This window comes from Acinetobacter silvestris, assembly GCF_002135235.1.
GTDB classification, from domain to species: domain Bacteria; phylum Pseudomonadota; class Gammaproteobacteria; order Pseudomonadales; family Moraxellaceae; genus Acinetobacter; species Acinetobacter silvestris.
Window position 1 is genome coordinate 26,766 of the sequence record NZ_NEGB01000009.1, and the last position, 14,774, is coordinate 41,539.

At 39.4% G+C, this 14,774-nt stretch carries 14 protein-coding genes; 7 read left to right on the forward strand and 7 right to left on the reverse strand.

The window, feature by feature from the left end:
- Positions 1–306: 306 nt before the first annotated feature.
- Positions 307–1,815 carry a long-chain fatty acid transporter gene (locus B9T28_RS13135; RefSeq protein WP_086204439.1) on the forward strand — a complete coding sequence of 503 codons (1,509 nt, stop codon included), beginning with the start codon at positions 307–309 and terminating at the stop codon, positions 1,813–1,815.
- A 326-nt stretch (positions 1,816–2,141) separates the two neighbouring features.
- The gene (locus B9T28_RS13140) at positions 2,142–3,275 is read left to right on the forward strand and encodes an OmpP1/FadL family transporter (RefSeq protein WP_086204499.1); all 1,134 of its coding nucleotides are present in this window, start codon (positions 2,142–2,144) and stop codon (positions 3,273–3,275) included.
- 81 nt (positions 3,276–3,356) lie between these two features.
- On the opposite strand, the gene thrH is transcribed toward B9T28_RS13140, so the two are convergent.
- A complete protein-coding gene (gene thrH / locus B9T28_RS13145) occupies positions 3,357–3,974 on the reverse strand; it encodes a bifunctional phosphoserine phosphatase/homoserine phosphotransferase ThrH (protein WP_086204440.1) in 618 nt (205 codons plus the stop codon).
- Positions 3,975–4,167: 193 nt separating this feature from the next.
- Here thrH and B9T28_RS13150 point away from each other — a divergent pair, with 193 nt between their 5' ends.
- On the forward strand, positions 4,168–4,902 hold the full coding sequence (locus B9T28_RS13150) for a phosphoadenylyl-sulfate reductase (protein ID WP_086204441.1): 735 nt from the start codon (positions 4,168–4,170) through the stop codon (positions 4,900–4,902).
- Positions 4,903–5,073: 171 nt separating this feature from the next.
- Positions 5,074–6,483, forward strand: coding sequence for a WS/DGAT/MGAT family O-acyltransferase (locus B9T28_RS13155; RefSeq protein WP_086204500.1), 1,410 nt, complete (start codon positions 5,074–5,076; stop codon positions 6,481–6,483).
- A 51-nt stretch (positions 6,484–6,534) separates the two neighbouring features.
- On the opposite strand, the gene B9T28_RS14915 is transcribed toward B9T28_RS13155, so the two are convergent.
- The 6 genes from B9T28_RS14915 to B9T28_RS13180 all read right to left on the reverse strand — a co-directional run bounded on the left by B9T28_RS14915 (position 6,535) and on the right by B9T28_RS13180 (position 11,284).
- Positions 6,535–6,708: a PA1571 family protein gene (locus tag B9T28_RS14915; RefSeq protein WP_171263525.1), complete on the reverse strand. Its 174-nt coding sequence runs from the start codon at positions 6,706–6,708 to the stop codon at positions 6,535–6,537.
- 129 nt (positions 6,709–6,837) lie between these two features.
- Complete coding sequence (gene rng / locus B9T28_RS13160; RefSeq protein WP_086204442.1) at positions 6,838–8,292, reverse strand: ribonuclease G; 1,455 nt, start codon at positions 8,290–8,292, stop codon at positions 6,838–6,840.
- Between the two features lie 40 nt (positions 8,293–8,332).
- On the reverse strand, positions 8,333–8,899 hold the full coding sequence (locus tag B9T28_RS13165) for a Maf family nucleotide pyrophosphatase (RefSeq protein WP_086204443.1): 567 nt from the start codon (positions 8,897–8,899) through the stop codon (positions 8,333–8,335).
- The gene (gene mreD / locus B9T28_RS13170) at positions 8,887–9,384 is read right to left on the reverse strand and encodes a rod shape-determining protein MreD (RefSeq protein WP_086204444.1); all 498 of its coding nucleotides are present in this window, start codon (positions 9,382–9,384) and stop codon (positions 8,887–8,889) included. Before mreD ends, B9T28_RS13165 begins: the two co-directional genes overlap by 13 nt.
- Positions 9,371–10,228 (reverse strand): rod shape-determining protein MreC, encoded by an 858-nt coding sequence (mreC, locus tag B9T28_RS13175; RefSeq protein WP_086204445.1) that lies wholly within the window; start codon positions 10,226–10,228, stop codon positions 9,371–9,373. The genes mreD and mreC overlap by 14 nt, the downstream gene beginning before the upstream one ends.
- Positions 10,229–10,243: 15 nt before the next feature.
- Positions 10,244–11,284: a rod shape-determining protein gene (locus B9T28_RS13180; protein WP_086204446.1), complete on the reverse strand. Its 1,041-nt coding sequence runs from the start codon at positions 11,282–11,284 to the stop codon at positions 10,244–10,246.
- 134 nt (positions 11,285–11,418) lie between these two features.
- Between B9T28_RS13180 and gatC the strand changes: the two genes are divergently transcribed.
- Genes gatC through gatB form a run of 3 tightly spaced genes read left to right on the forward strand, consistent with a single transcriptional unit; the run spans position 11,419 to position 14,714 of the window.
- Entirely contained in the window at positions 11,419–11,733 is a 315-nt protein-coding gene (gene gatC / locus B9T28_RS13185; protein ID WP_086204447.1) for an Asp-tRNA(Asn)/Glu-tRNA(Gln) amidotransferase subunit GatC, read from the forward strand.
- 51 nt (positions 11,734–11,784) lie between these two features.
- The gene (gene gatA / locus B9T28_RS13190) at positions 11,785–13,263 is read left to right on the forward strand and encodes an Asp-tRNA(Asn)/Glu-tRNA(Gln) amidotransferase subunit GatA (protein ID WP_086204448.1); all 1,479 of its coding nucleotides are present in this window, start codon (positions 11,785–11,787) and stop codon (positions 13,261–13,263) included.
- The gene (gene gatB, locus B9T28_RS13195) at positions 13,263–14,714 is read left to right on the forward strand and encodes an Asp-tRNA(Asn)/Glu-tRNA(Gln) amidotransferase subunit GatB (RefSeq protein WP_086204449.1); all 1,452 of its coding nucleotides are present in this window, start codon (positions 13,263–13,265) and stop codon (positions 14,712–14,714) included. The genes gatA and gatB overlap by 1 nt, the downstream gene beginning before the upstream one ends.
- Positions 14,715–14,774 lie beyond the last annotated feature (60 nt).

Consider the following 14,774-nt stretch of genomic DNA (forward strand, 5'->3'; position numbering starts at 1 on the left):
AAATTTGTCATTTTTCTGCCTATTCAGTTTTAACTCAAAAAATCATTGAATTTTAAGAAAAATGTCGACTATTTTATGTATTTCTCACATTATGCAAATATATTCTTTTCCTTGCTTAATCTTTGAACGCCAGTGTTTACATTTTTTTTGTCTTTTCCACACCTAGAGTATTTACTCTTATTTTTTATATGATATTTTGTAACTAGAATTAAATTTAGATTTAAAATATATAAAGTCTGATTTTTTCAAATAGTCAATGCCAAGCATTTTAAAATGTTCATTTTATAAATTTAGGGAAAGCTTAAAATGAAATTAAAAACCTTAACTACAGCTATTTTAGTTGCTACTTTACCAGCGACTGGTGTTTTTGCTGCTGCCTTGGATCGTTCAGGCCAATCTGTTTCTTCATTCTTACAACCTAATAATTATTTTGAAGCTGGGATTTCAGTTCTAGATCCAACTGTAGAAGGCCGTGAAGCTGGAACAAGTGAAACTCGTCGCCATATTAGTGATATGGGTGATGATTATTATTTCCCTTCTGCTGCAATTAAATTACAGCTAACTGACCATATTTCTTTTGGTTTGTTATATGACAAACCATTTGGTGCAGATGCTGCATATGAAGGTAATAATGTATTTGTTTCTGATGCAACAAATACAATTTTACCAACAGGAACTTTAGCGGTAATCCGTCAAACTACTATTGATAAGAATTTTAATGATTTAACTGCTCAACAACGTGTAGGTGCAGTATTAAAAGCTCAAGGTGTAGATTTAACCTCAGCTGCGGGACAAGCACAACTTACCCAAACACTTGCAGCGTATAACGGTAATATCGGGGGAACCAAAGACAAAATTGATACCGTCGTTAAACAAGGGGTTGAAAGCCAAGTAGATGCTGGCCTAAAACAAGTTAATTCGACACTTGGTAAAGGCAATACTAAAGTTGCAGTAGATACTCAAAATATTTCGATGATTTTTGGTTATCAACCAACTAAAAACTTTAACTTCTACGGTGGTGGTGTTTACCAAACAGTTAAAGGTAATGTAAGCCTTCGTGGTCAAGCATATAGCCTTTACAATGGCTATGATGCATCAATTAAAGAAACTGGCGGTGTAGGTTGGTTAGCAGGTGCTGCTTATCAAATTCCTGAAATTGCGTTAAAAGCAGCGGTAACTTATCGTTCTAAAATTAATCATGATGTTGAAATTAATGAAAGCATACCAACTCTTCCTGCACTTGCACTCTTAGGTCCAGCTGGTGCTGCTGCTGCTGCTAATATTGCTGCATCTTCAGGTGAAACAAGAATTACAACGCCACAATCTGTAAACTTAGATTTACAGTCAGGTATTATGGCGGATACAGTTGCCTTTGCTAACATTCGTTGGGTGAACTGGAAAGACTTTTCAATTCAACCATATAAGTTTGGTAAAGTATCTGAGGCTGTTGGTGGTTTAGTTGGTCGTCCAAATGGCTTCGACTTAGTTAAATATTCAGATGACCAATGGTCAGCAACTGCAGGTGTTGGTCGTAAACTAAATGAGCAATGGGCAGGTAATGTATCTGTTGGTTGGGACTCAGGTGCAGGTAATCCTGTTACAACTTTAGGTCCAACTGAAGGTTTTTGGAATGTCGGCTTAGGTGTTCAATATAGCCCAACACCATCAACATTCATTGCTGGTGGTGTAAAATACTTCTGGCTAGGCGATGCTAAAGCTCAAACTGGTGCTCAAGCTGATGGCAGCGATTATGTTGCAGAATTCACAGGTAATACTGCAATTGCATACGGTTTAAAAATGGGTTACAAATTTTAATTTGAAGCTTTAAACAGTTAAAAAGGCCATTGTTCTCAATGGTCTTTTAAATTTTATGGTTATTATTCACCACATACGAAACCAAATGCTCTAAATTCATCCAAACAAAATACTAAGAATACCACCTACTATTTTAAAACATTTACTCTAATTTATTAATTAAAATCATTAACATACATAAAAATATTAGTGTTTTTACTCTATTCAAGTCTATTCTTTGAATTCTCTAGTTCATTTCCCCCGCGTTATTGAGTATTTACTCTTTTTTAAATTATGTTACTTTTCCACAACATTTTGATACAAAACAACATCAGGGAAAAGAGAATATGAAGCTTTCAGCCATTCATTCTGCTATTTTACTCAGCTTAATTCCTACAACTTCTGTTCTGGCAGCTGGTTTAGACCGCTCAGGTCAATCAATTTCAGCATTTTTACAACCTGGAAACTATGTCGAAGCAGGTATTTCAGTTTTAGATCCAGAAATCAAAGGTAAAGACAATGCTGGCCATAAAGTCAGTGATATGGCTGAAGACTACTATTTCCCATCAGCAGCTATTAAAATTCAAGCGACAGATAAAATTTCAGTTGGTTTAATTTACGACCAACCTTATGGTGCAGATTCTCAATACTCAACTGATGCTGGTGCATTTGGTGACGGTAAGCAAGGTACAGGCGTTGAAGTTAAAACCAACAATATTACGGCGTTAATTGGTTACCAACCGACTGAAAACTGGAATGTTTATGCAGGCCCAGTTTTTCAAACTGTAGAAGCAAAAGTATCTTTACGTGGTGCTGCTTATGGTGGCCCAGCTGCTGTCGGCGGTTATGATATTGCGCTTAAAGAAGAAGATGCTTATGGCTGGTTAGCAGGTTTTGCCTACCAAATTCCTGCAATTGCGCTAAAAGCAGCAGTGACTTATCGTTCTGAAATTAAGCATGAAGTAGAAACATTTGAGACCTTTGGCTTAGGTAAATTAGTATTTCCTAGCAGCACAACTGAAATAACTACGCCACAATCTGTTAATCTAGATTTACAATCAGGTATTGCTCAAAATACTTTAGCGTTTGCGAATATCCGCTGGGTACATTGGAGCCAGTTTGCAGTTACACCAAATATTCTTAAAGCAAAATCAAAGAATAATTTAATTGACTACTCAGATGATCAGTGGTCTGCGAGTGTTGGTCTTGGTCATAAATTCAATGCTAAATGGTCAGGAACTGCTGCAGTTGGCTATGACTCTGGTGCTGGCAATCCTGTAACGACTTTAGGCCCAACGGAAGGTTATTGGAGTATTGGCTTAGGTGGTCAATATAGCCCTGCTGAAAATTATTTCATCCAAGCAGGCGTTAAATACTTCTGGTTAGGTGATGCTCAAGCCCAAACAGGTGGAAGAGTTGCTGGCAGCTTTGAAGACAATACTGCTTTTGGTTATGGTATGAAAATCGGTTACCGCTTCTAATTTTTTAAAGAATTAAATGCAACAAAAAAGGGAGTATCATTTTCAAATGATACCCCCCTTTTTTATTCGAGTTATTCAATATTAAGCAGGAATATCACGAACTGAAGCTTCACGAATCGCTTCTTTTAATGCCGCATAACCACGAATTGCAGGAAATTGTGGAAATTCAGCAATCACATTTTCAGGTGCATCAAATAAGAAACCTTGATTTGCCTCACCCAGCATAGTGGTGTCATTATAAGAATCACCGGCTGCAATAACACGGAAATTTAAAGCATGTAATGCTTTTACCGCTTGACGTTTTTGATCTGGTTGGCGTAATTTATACGCAGTGATCATCCCCTGTTCATCAGTTTCTAATTTATGACAGAAAATAGTTGGCCATCCTAATTGCTTCATTAATGGATGTGCAAATTCATAGAAAGTATCTGAAAGAATAATCAACTGAAAATGAGTACCCACCCATTCAACAAATTCTTTTGCACCTTCAAAAGGTCCCATATCTGCAATAACAGCTTGAATATCATTCAAACCTAGACCATGTTGTTTTAAAATATTTAAACGTTGCGTCATCAACACATCGTAGTCTGGGATATCACGTGTTGTGGCTTCCAGCTCTTTAATTCCAGTTTTTTTTGCAAAGTTAATCCAAATTTCTGGAACTAACACACCCTCTAGATCAAGACATACGATTTCCATGGGTTCTCCCAAATGTCGGTTAAAAAATTTGCACTATCATAGCATTAACAATTGATTTTGTAGTTGTAGATTTTAAAATCAATTTTATTCATAAGTATCTATTTTTTATTGCTAAGCAGCATATTTCATTTACTTTAAAATAGGTTGAATTTCAAAATATAAATAGCTTCCAAGCTAGTTGCCAGGAGCAGAAATGACTGCCATTCCGACTATTGATCTCGTCGATGCACTTGCATCTGAATATGCTAATCAATCCCCTTCTGAAATTTTAGCATTGGCTTTAAATCAAGAAGGTGAAATTGCCATTTCATTTTCTGGTGCTGAAGATGTCGTTTTAATTGATATGGCATCACACTTAGGTAAGCCATTTCGTGTCTTTAGCCTTGATACAGGTCGCTTGCACCCTGAAACCTATCAATTCATTGAGACAGTTCGTAAGCATTATAATATTGACATCGAAATTTGTTTCCCTGAATCAGAAGCAGTACAAACACTGGTTAAAAATAAAGGATTATTTAGTTTCTTTGCCGATGGTCATCAAGAATGTTGTGGAATTCGTAAAGTTCAACCTTTACGCAAGAAACTCACAACACTGGATGGTTGGATTACTGGTCAACGTAAAGATCAAAGCCCTGGTACACGCCATGAAATTCCAGTTGTACAAGCAGATACTAGTTTTTCTGGTGAGGGCAAACAACTGATTAAATATAATCCTCTAGCGAATTGGTCGAGTGCAGATGTCTGGAATTATATTCGTATGATGGAAATCCCATATAATCCGCTGCATGAAAAGGGTTTTATTTCAATTGGTTGTGAACCTTGTACACGTGCTGTGTTACCAAACCAACATGAACGCGAGGGTCGTTGGTGGTGGGAAGAAGCAACACATAAAGAGTGTGGATTACATGCAGCTAATATAAAGAAATAAGTCAACTAAAGTCACTGAAATATCAGTGACTTTTTAGAACCGATAGATTCATCAATATTTTGGATTTTATGCACTAAAAAGTTTTATACTAGAATTCAAGATTTATAATTCCAATAAACGAACACTCATAAACGAGCTGTTATGGACTTTGCAGTGAGGCAAACCAAAATTATGCGCCCATTACACCCTATTGATTTAATTTTTCTAACCTTAGAAAAACGTCAACAACCCATGCATGTTGGAGGATTGTTTTTATTCCAAATTCCAGATCATGCACCATCTACCTTTATTCAAGATCTCGTTGCCGATATTCGTAAATCTAAATCTATCCCTATTCCACCGTTCAACAATCATTTAAATGGTTTGTTTTGGGATGAAGATGAGGAGTTTGATATTGACCATCATTTCCGTCATATTGCTCTCCCCCATCCAGGCCGTATTCGTGAGCTGTTAGTTTATATTTCTCAAGAACATAGCGCATTAATAGATCGTGCAAAACCATTATGGACATGTAATATCATTGAAGGCATTGAAGGCAATCGTTTTGCAATGTACTTCAAAATCCATCATGCCATGGTTGATGGGATTGCAGGCATGCGTTTGGTCGAAAAATCTCTATCCAAAAATCCTGAAGATAAAAGTATTGTACCACCCTGGTGTGTTGAAGGGCCTCGCTCTAAACGTTTAAAAGAAACCAAGGTGAGCAAACTCAAAAAAGTCCTGACAACAATTAAAGGCCAACTCGAAGCTACGCCAAAAGTCACTCAAGAACTGTTCCAAACTGTTTTTAAAGAAATGGGCAAAAATCCAGACTATGTTTCAAGTTTCCAAGCACCTGCCAGTTTATTTAACCAACGGGTAAGCTCATCACGGCGTTTTGCAGCACAATCTTTTGAGCTGAATCGATTTAGAGATATTTCCAAAGCGCTTGGTGTCACCATTAATGATGTTGTACTGGCTGTATGCTCTGGCGCACTGCGTGAATATCTAATTACTCAAGATGCATTACCGAAAAAACCATTGATTGCCATGGTACCCGCGTCTGTGCGTGATGATGATTCTGATATGAGCAACCGTATCACCATGATTTTGGCAAATTTAGGTACACATCAAGAAGATCCATTAGAACGTTTAAATATTATTAGACGCAGTGTGCAAAATGCGAAAAACCGTTTTAAGCGTATGAATGCCAATCAAATTCTGAATTATAGTGCTTTTGTTTATGGCCCTGCAGGATTCAATATTGCTTCTGGTCTAATGCCGAAACGACAAGCCTTTAACGTAATTATTTCCAATGTTCCTGGTCCTCGTGAACCTTTATATTGGAATGGTGCAAAACTTGATGCACTCTATCCTGCGTCAATTGTTCTTGATGGACAGGCTTTAAACATTACCATGACCAGTTATTTAGATAAATTAGAAGTAGGCCTGACTGGATGTCGAAATGCCTTACCTAAAATGCAAAACTTACTGACGCATTTAGAAGATGAAATTCAGCGTTTTGAAAAGATTATTAGCACATCGAATGAACCCCAAATAGACTCAGGTACTCAAGAGACCAAATTGACACAACCAGCATAAAATTAAGGGGCCCTAAAGGCCCCTTATCTTTAATACTACAACACTAGAGCATTACTTTTGAATACTACGGCATTGTTTCAATAACTGATGACAAGCACTGATAACCATAGCTTTAGTAATTTGTACTTCTTTGCCGTGATCATCCAACATTACACAGGTGTTCTTTTTTTGGCTTTGTAATACATGATCCAAACCGCGCGTTAAAATTTGTTCACTTATATTCATTTTAATCTCACTTGCTAAGACAATTTAGAAAGAAAGTCTTTGGCTACTTGTTGTACCTAGTATTGTAAAATAGCCAATAAAAGTAAAATTTCAGATGTAACAAGTGTTTAACGATATTCTGTTACAAATTTAACTGAGAATGATATCGTATTGCTCTTGCGTATATAAATTTTCGACTTGAAATTTAATTACACGAGTGATGAAATGCTCTAAATCAGCGACTGCTGGGGCTTCTACTGTTAATAAGCGATCAATCACCGATGGATGTGCGATAACAGTAAAGCCACTCTTAGATTCGAATGCACGGGTATAACGTAAAATTTCTCGAAAGATTTCGTAACAAACAGACTCTGCTGTTTTGACATATCCACGCCCTTGGCAGGTTGGGCAAGACTCACACAGCAAATGCTCTAAAGATTCACGTGTTCTTTTGCGTGTCATTTCCACCAAACCTAGCTCAGAAACCTGAGTAATTTTAGTTTTAGCATGATCACGTTCTAGCATTTTTTCAAACTGGCTCATGACTTCATTACGATGCTGTGCTTCCTGCATATCAATGAAATCGATGATGATAATACCGCCTAAGTTGCGCAGACGTAATTGACGTGCAATGACTTGAGTTGCCTCCATATTGGTTTTAAACACTGTATCTTCCAGTGTCCGCCCCCCAACATAGGATCCAGTATTGACATCAATCGTTGTCATTGCTTCCGTCTGGTCAATCATTAAATAACCGCCAGACTTTAAAGCAACACGGGTTTGTAAGGCTTTTTGAATATCTTCTTCGACATTATACAAATCGAAAATTGGACGCTCCCCAGGATAATGCACCAAACGATCCTGCATATTAGGTACAAATTCATCTACAAATTCTTTTAACTTGGCATAAATTTCACGTGAATCGACAGAAATCTTCGCGGTATCTTCATTAGCAAGATCTCGAATTACACGTTGTGGTAAAGGCAACTCTTCAAAAATGCTCGATGGAACCAAAATACTTTTTTGCTTACGTTGAATATATTCCCAAAGCTTAGCCAAATATGCCATATCTTGAGCAATCGCGGCTTCTTCAATCCCTTCAGCAGCAGTACGAACAATCACAGAACCTGGCAACTTATGTTCAGCTTGAATCCGTTCAATCATCGAACGTAAACGATCACGCTCTTGTTCTGATTCAATACGTTGTGAGACACCAATATGATTACCATAAGGCATCATCACTAAATAGCGTGAAGGTATAGAGAGATCGGTACTTAAACGCGCCCCTTTCGTCCCCAACATATCTTTCATGACTTGAACGGTTAGAATTTGTCCCGGTTGTAAAAGTTCATACACATTGGGAATCGGTTGATTACGTGGCCAAACCATATCATTGATATGTAAAAAAGCCGTTCGAGACAAACCAATATCCACGAAAGCAGCTTGCATACCAGGCAAAACACGGACTACTTTGCCCTTATAAATATTCCCCACTAATCCACGTTTAACAGTCCGCTCTATAAATAATTCATTGACGGTACCATTTTGGATTAGCGCCACACGACATTCCATCGGCGTGACGTTAATTAATAACTCATCAGACATAACAAAAGGCTCAAAACATTATAAAAATTCTTTTCAGGGGTTAATTTAATGCCTTAACCGCTTTTAATAACTGTACTGTCTCATGTAAAGGTAAACCTACAACATTGCTATAACTACCTTCTATACGAGGTATATATTGTGCAGCGATGCCTTGCAGTGCGTATGCACCCGCTTTTCCAAGCGGCTCACCTGTCGCCCAATAATCTTCCATATCATTGTGGCTTAATTTTTGGAATTCAACCTGCGTGCAGACCACCCTACTGATTATTTTTTCATGATTCGCTACACAGATACCCGTGAATACCTCATGCTTTCGACCTGATAATAAGGACCAAATTTCAAAAGCATGTTGTTTCGATTCTGGCTTGCCAATGATCTTAGCATCAATTGCCACACTGGTGTCAGCGGCAAGAATATTTACTGTAGGATATCGTACCAATACAGATTTAGCTTTGGTTTCTGCCAATCTTTTAACATAGTCTTCTACTGTCTCATTCTCAAAGACAGACTCATCGATATCGGGACTATAGATACTAAAATCCAATCCCAATTGCTGCAATAACTCTCGACGTCTTGGAGAGCTCGATGCCAATATTAAATTCGCCATCTTTTTAACAAATAATATAGGATTGGCCAGAATAGAATACTAGTGAGAAGGGACTGCCAATGACGAGCAATAGAAAAATGAATGCCGAACATCACCTGAGCCATAAACATAAACAGTAAATGGGCCAAAATTGCTAAAGAGGTGATAACCCATATATTACTAAAGGTTAAGACACGCCTTTCTCGAATAAAATATCGAGTCGTAAATGCAATAACAACATAACTTAATGCATTTAAGCCTAAGGGTGCATCAAACAATAAGTCGGTAAATAATCCCATGGCAAATGCAAACCAAACGCCACACCATGTCGGTTGACACAATACCCAAAACAGCATGAGCATGAGCATAAACAATGGACGCCATCCCGCAATGGCATACGACAATGGATAAACCACCAAAATAGAGCAAATAACAACGGAGAAGATAATGACCAATAACGGATCTTTACGTTGATGGTCAGAGGATAATTTCTTAGCGGTCAACATTGGGCTGCTCCATCGCTAAGGAGTCCGAAAATAAAACCACAACATGATGTCCACCAGCTAGCTGTGCTGCAGGTTGTACATCTATTTGAGCAAATTCACCCGTATTATGTCGCATCACTTTAGATACAGTCCCAACTAAATAACCCGCAGGAAAATGCTGTCCTAGTCCAGAACTATACACTTTATCCCCCACCTTAATATTGGCACTAGTAGGTACATATTCCATTTTCAATCGTCCAAGGTCCCCTGTACCCGTAACAATCGCACGCATACTTGAGCTTTCTAAACGCACTGAAAGTGAGTGCTCTTTGTCTGACAGCAACATAATACGGCTACTATGTGGATAGACATTTATAATCTGCCCCATAATCCCTTTATCATCTAACACTGTCTGACCGACTTTGAGATGACTACTTGCACCGCGATTAATCACAATAATATGACGTAATGGATCTGCATCGGTGCCAATCACTTCGGCAATTTCCATCCTTCCATCAATAATGAGGGGGGTATCTAAAAGACCGCGTAATCGAGTATTTTCAGCAGAAAGTTCGGAGAGTTTTTGCTGACGCACCTGTGCTTGCAACAATTCAGCTTGCATTGCAGTATTTTCACGGCGTAGCTGTGCTTCAGATTTGGTTTGTTGATTCAGCCATTCTTTCGACAAGACGGGATAACTTGCAAGAGCATAAATAGGATTATATGCCGCATACAAAACATCTCTTGCAGGTTGAATCACATGGGGCATGCGCCAATTAAAAAATAGCACAACCAAACATGTGATCACCGCAATAATGAACGAGCGAAAAGATGGCGATTGTCTTGAAAAGAGATTCGGTTGCACCGCCTCGTCCTTAGCTTAGCCTACAAAAAGCATATCGTGATTCGGATTATCAAAGAATTCTAATACTTTACCACCACCACGAGTAACGCAAGTCAATGGATCTTCTGCAACTACGACAGGCAAACCAGTTTCTCGAGCCAGCAATTTATCGAGGTTACGCAATAATGCACCACCACCTGTTAACACAATACCGCGCTCAGCAATATCTGAAGATAGTTCAGGCGGCGTTTGTTCAAGCGCAGATTTCACAGCAGAAACAATACTTTGTAATGGATCTGAAATCGCTTGGCTAATTTCATCTGAAGTGACTGTAATAGCACGTGGTACACCTTCCGCAAGATTACGACCGCGAACTTCAATTTCTAAAGTCTCGCCTTCGACAATTGCCATACCGACTTCTTTCTTAATAGTTTCTGCAGTCGTTTCACCAATCACACAACCATGCGCTTTACGCACATAATTAATGATCTGTTCATCAAATACATCACCACCTATGCGTAATGAGTCGGCATACACACAACCTTGCAGTGAAATAATAGCGATTTCAGTGGTACCACCACCAACATCGACAACCATTGAACCGCATGCTTGTTCGACTGGCATACCTGCACCAATTGCAGCAGCCATTGGCTCTTCAATTAAACGTACATCACGTGCACCAGCATTGAATACTGCTTCACGAATCGCACGACGTTCAACCAATGTCGATTTACAAGGGACACAAACTACTACACGTGGTGCAGGTGGAAATAAACGTTTTTCATGCACTTTGCCAATAAATTGATTTAACATGGTTTCAGTGACTTCAAAATCTGCAATCACACCATCTTTCATTGGACGGATTGCAGAAATGTTCGCGGGTGTACGGCCAAGCATTCGCTTAGCATCTAAACCTACCGCAGCAACAATTTTCTGTGAACCACTGTGACGAATAGCCACAACTGTCGGTTCATTTAATATAATGCCCCGTCCTGGTGCATAAATAAGTGTATTAGCAGTGCCTAAATCAATGGCAAGATCTGGCGAAAACAAGCCAATTAGTCGTTTTAGAATCACGGGTCGTTCTCAGTTAAACTTTATGTGGGCGCAGGATGGCAACTTTAACTAAATGTGATGCTTTGAACAAGTCAATCGCTTATTATAACGCATGATATTTTGAATTTTTTTTAATACTGATTAGGTACGACATCATGTCAACAACAGATGCTCAGCATCCTGCAGACTTAAATGCACAAACAGTTTCAGCGATTGCCAATCTTGCTCGATTGTCGCTGAATGACACGCAATCTGCTGAATATGCTCAAAGTTTAAATAAAATCTTGGGAATGATGGACACATTAAAAGGCATTGATACCGAAGGTGTTGAGCCATTAAAGAGCCCATTCGATCACGCTCAACCCTTACGTCAAGATATTGTGACTGAAAGCAATCATCGTGAAGAATATCAAGCCATTGCCCCTGCAGTTCAAGATGGTTTGTATCTCGTACCACGTGTGATTGAATAATTTTCAATCAGCTCAACCTATTATTAAATTTAATCGTAAAGAATTGTACTCATGACTGATTTACACCGCTTATCAATTCGTGAAATGACTGAAGGGTTAAAAAACGCTCAGTTCTCTTCGCGCGAGTTGACTCAACACTATTTAAATCGTATCGCAAAGATTGATACTCAAGTCAAATCTTATGTCACCGTGACTGCTGAACAAGCATTGGCTCAAGCGGATGCTGCTGATGCTGTACTCAAATCGGGTACTGCTGGTATTTTGACGGGTATTCCTTTAGCGCATAAAGATATTTTCTGTACCCAAGGCATTAAAACCTCTGCGGGTTCTAAAATGCTGGATAATTTTATTTCGCCTTATGACGCGACTGTCGTCGCAAAAGGCAAAGTCGCTGGTCTGATCACTTTAGGTAAAGTGAATATGGACGAATTCGCCATGGGGTCGACCTCGGAGAATTCTTACTATGGCGCAACTGCAAATCCTTGGAACTTAAACCATGTTCCAGGTGGTTCATCAGGCGGTTCTGCTGCTGCTGTTGCTGCTGACCTTGCACCGTTTGCGACAGGTACAGATACTGGTGGTTCAATTCGTCAGCCTGCATCATTCTGTGGTTTAACTGGTTTGAAACCTACGTATGGTCGTGTCTCTCGTTTCGGGATGATTGCTTATGCGTCATCACTAGACCAAGGTGGTCCACTGGCACGTTCGGCTGAAGACTGTGCATATTTAATGAATGTGATTGCAGGTCATGATCAAAAAGATTCAACTTCTATGGAAAAAGACGTTGATGATTATGTTGCGAACCTGAATGCGACAGCGGTTAAAGGCTTACGCATTGGTATTCCTAAACAATACTTTAACGTTACGGGTTTAGCTGCTGATGTTAAAGCACGTGTTGAAGAATCATTAAAAAAATTAGAAGACATGGGTGCAACTTTGGTTGAGATTGATCTCGACATGGTTGAAAGCTATGTACCAACCTATTATTTGATTGCCCCTGCTGAAGCCTCTTCAAACTTGTCACGTTATGACGGCGTGCGTTATGGCTACCGTTGTGAAAAGCCTGTTGACCTAGAAGACCTTTATAAACGCTCACGTTCAGAAGGTTTTGGTGCAGAAGTACAACGTCGTATCCTGATTGGGACATATGCGTTATCTGCAGGTTATTACGATGCCTATTATGTCAAAGCACAAAAAGTACGTCGTTTAATTCAACAAGATTTCTTAAAAGCATTTGAAAATGTCGATGTGATTGCTGCACCGTCAGCACCGACCACCGCTTATAAAATTGGTGCGTCTTTAGACCCAGTTGAAATGTACTTGGGTGACATCTACACCATCGCAGTAAACTTAGCGGGTCTACCTGCCATTAATGCGCCTGTTGGTTTTGACTCAAATAACCTACCTGTTGGCTTACAGTTAATTGGTAACTATTGGTCAGAATCTCAATTGTTGTCTGTGGTACATCAGTACCAACAAGCAACTGATTGGCATACTCAACGTGCCACAATTGCTCAGGAGACAGTGTAATGGCGAAGCTTATTGATGGTTGGGAAGTGGTCATTGGTTTAGAAATCCATACGCAACTACAAACCCATACTAAAATTTTCTCTGGTTCTTCGACTGAATTTGGTCAAGATCCGAATACGCAAGCTAGCCTTGTCGATTTAGCCATGCCAGGTGTTTTACCTGTACTCAACCAAGCCGTTGTCGATTTAGCGGTTCGTTTTGGTTTAGGAATTGATGCTTACATCGATCAAGCATCTGTGTTTGCACGTAAAAACTATTTTTACCCAGACTCACCAAAAGGCTACCAAATCAGCCAGATGGATAATCCGATTGTTGGCTTAGGTCATGTCGACATTCAGCTTGAAGATGGCTCTGTGAAGCGTATTGGCGTGACTCGTGCGCATTTAGAAGAAGATGCAGGTAAATCAATTCATGGTGCGGTTGCAGGCATGACCGGCATCGATTTAAACCGTGCATGTACACCTTTGCTTGAGATTGTCTCTGAACCTGATATGCGCTCAGTTGAAGAAGCGGTTGCTTATGTTAAAACCATTCATACTTTGGTGCGTTGGTTAGGCATTTCTGACGGCAACATGGCGGAAGGTTCTTTCCGTTGTGACTGTAACGTGTCTTTACGTCGTCCCGGCAATGAGTTTGGTACACGTTGTGAATTGAAAAACATCAACTCGTTCCGTTTCATTGAACAAGCGATTAATGTTGAAATTGAACGCCAAATGGACATTTTGGAAAGTGGCGGTTCAATCACTCAAGAAACGCGTTTGTTCGATCCTGTGAAAATGGAAACACGTTCAATGCGTTCTAAGGAAGAAGCCAACGATTATCGTTACTTCCCTGACCCTGACTTGTTACCTGTGATTATTACAGATGAACAAATTGAGCGTATCCGTGCAGAACTTCCTGAACTTCCAGTCGCTCGTCGTACACGTTTTGTAGAAAGCTATGGTTTAACTGACTATGACTCGCATGTTCTGACTTTATCGCGTGAAATGGCTGACTTCTATGAAGCGGTTGTAGTTGCGGCTGGTGGCGAGAAACAGGCGAAATTGGCTGCAAACTGGGTCATGGGTGAGTTCTCTGCTGCTTTAAACAAAGCCAGCTTAGAACTGCAAAACTCTCCTGTTTCTGCTGAGCAGTTGGGTGGCATGGTTGCTCGTATTGTCGATAACACGATTAGCGGTAAAATTGCGAAGCAAGTCTTCAGCTTTATGTGGGATGAAGGCAAAACTGCTGATGCCATTATTGCTGAAAAAGGCTTAAAGCAAGAAACTGATACGGGTGCAATTGAAGCGATTATTAAAGATGTTCTTGCGGCCAACGAGAAGATGGTTGAAGAATTTAAAGCGGGTAAAGAGAAGGCTTTTAACGGTCTTGTCGGTCAAGTAATGAAAGCGTCTAAGGGTAAAGCTAACCCTGCGCAAGTCAATGAATTGATGAAGAAATTATTGGGTTAATTTAACTTTTTAAATTTAATAAAAAAACCTCGATTTATCGGGGTTTTTTTATATAATCAT

What these genes read in the sequence shown, in the direction of transcription:
- B9T28_RS13135 (WP_086204439.1), top strand. Translation starts at nt 307, where the DNA reads ATGAAATTAAAAACCTTAACTACAGCTATTTTAGTTGCTACTTTACCA.
- B9T28_RS13140 (WP_086204499.1), top strand. Translation starts at nt 2,142, where the DNA reads ATGAAGCTTTCAGCCATTCATTCTGCTATTTTACTCAGCTTAATTCCT.
- thrH (WP_086204440.1), bottom strand. Translation starts at nt 3,974, where the DNA reads ATGGAAATCGTATGTCTTGATCTAGAGGGTGTGTTAGTTCCAGAAATT.
- B9T28_RS13150 (WP_086204441.1), top strand. Translation starts at nt 4,168, where the DNA reads ATGACTGCCATTCCGACTATTGATCTCGTCGATGCACTTGCATCTGAA.
- B9T28_RS13155 (WP_086204500.1), top strand. Translation starts at nt 5,074, where the DNA reads ATGCGCCCATTACACCCTATTGATTTAATTTTTCTAACCTTAGAAAAA.
- B9T28_RS14915 (WP_171263525.1), bottom strand. Translation starts at nt 6,708, where the DNA reads ATGAATATAAGTGAACAAATTTTAACGCGCGGTTTGGATCATGTATTA.
- rng (WP_086204442.1), bottom strand. Translation starts at nt 8,292, where the DNA reads ATGTCTGATGAGTTATTAATTAACGTCACGCCGATGGAATGTCGTGTG.
- B9T28_RS13165 (WP_086204443.1), bottom strand. Translation starts at nt 8,899, where the DNA reads ATGGCGAATTTAATATTGGCATCGAGCTCTCCAAGACGTCGAGAGTTA.
- mreD (WP_086204444.1), bottom strand. Translation starts at nt 9,384, where the DNA reads ATGTTGACCGCTAAGAAATTATCCTCTGACCATCAACGTAAAGATCCG.
- gatC (WP_086204447.1), top strand. Translation starts at nt 11,419, where the DNA reads ATGTCAACAACAGATGCTCAGCATCCTGCAGACTTAAATGCACAAACA.
- gatA (WP_086204448.1), top strand. Translation starts at nt 11,785, where the DNA reads ATGACTGATTTACACCGCTTATCAATTCGTGAAATGACTGAAGGGTTA.
- gatB (WP_086204449.1), top strand. Translation starts at nt 13,263, where the DNA reads ATGGCGAAGCTTATTGATGGTTGGGAAGTGGTCATTGGTTTAGAAATC.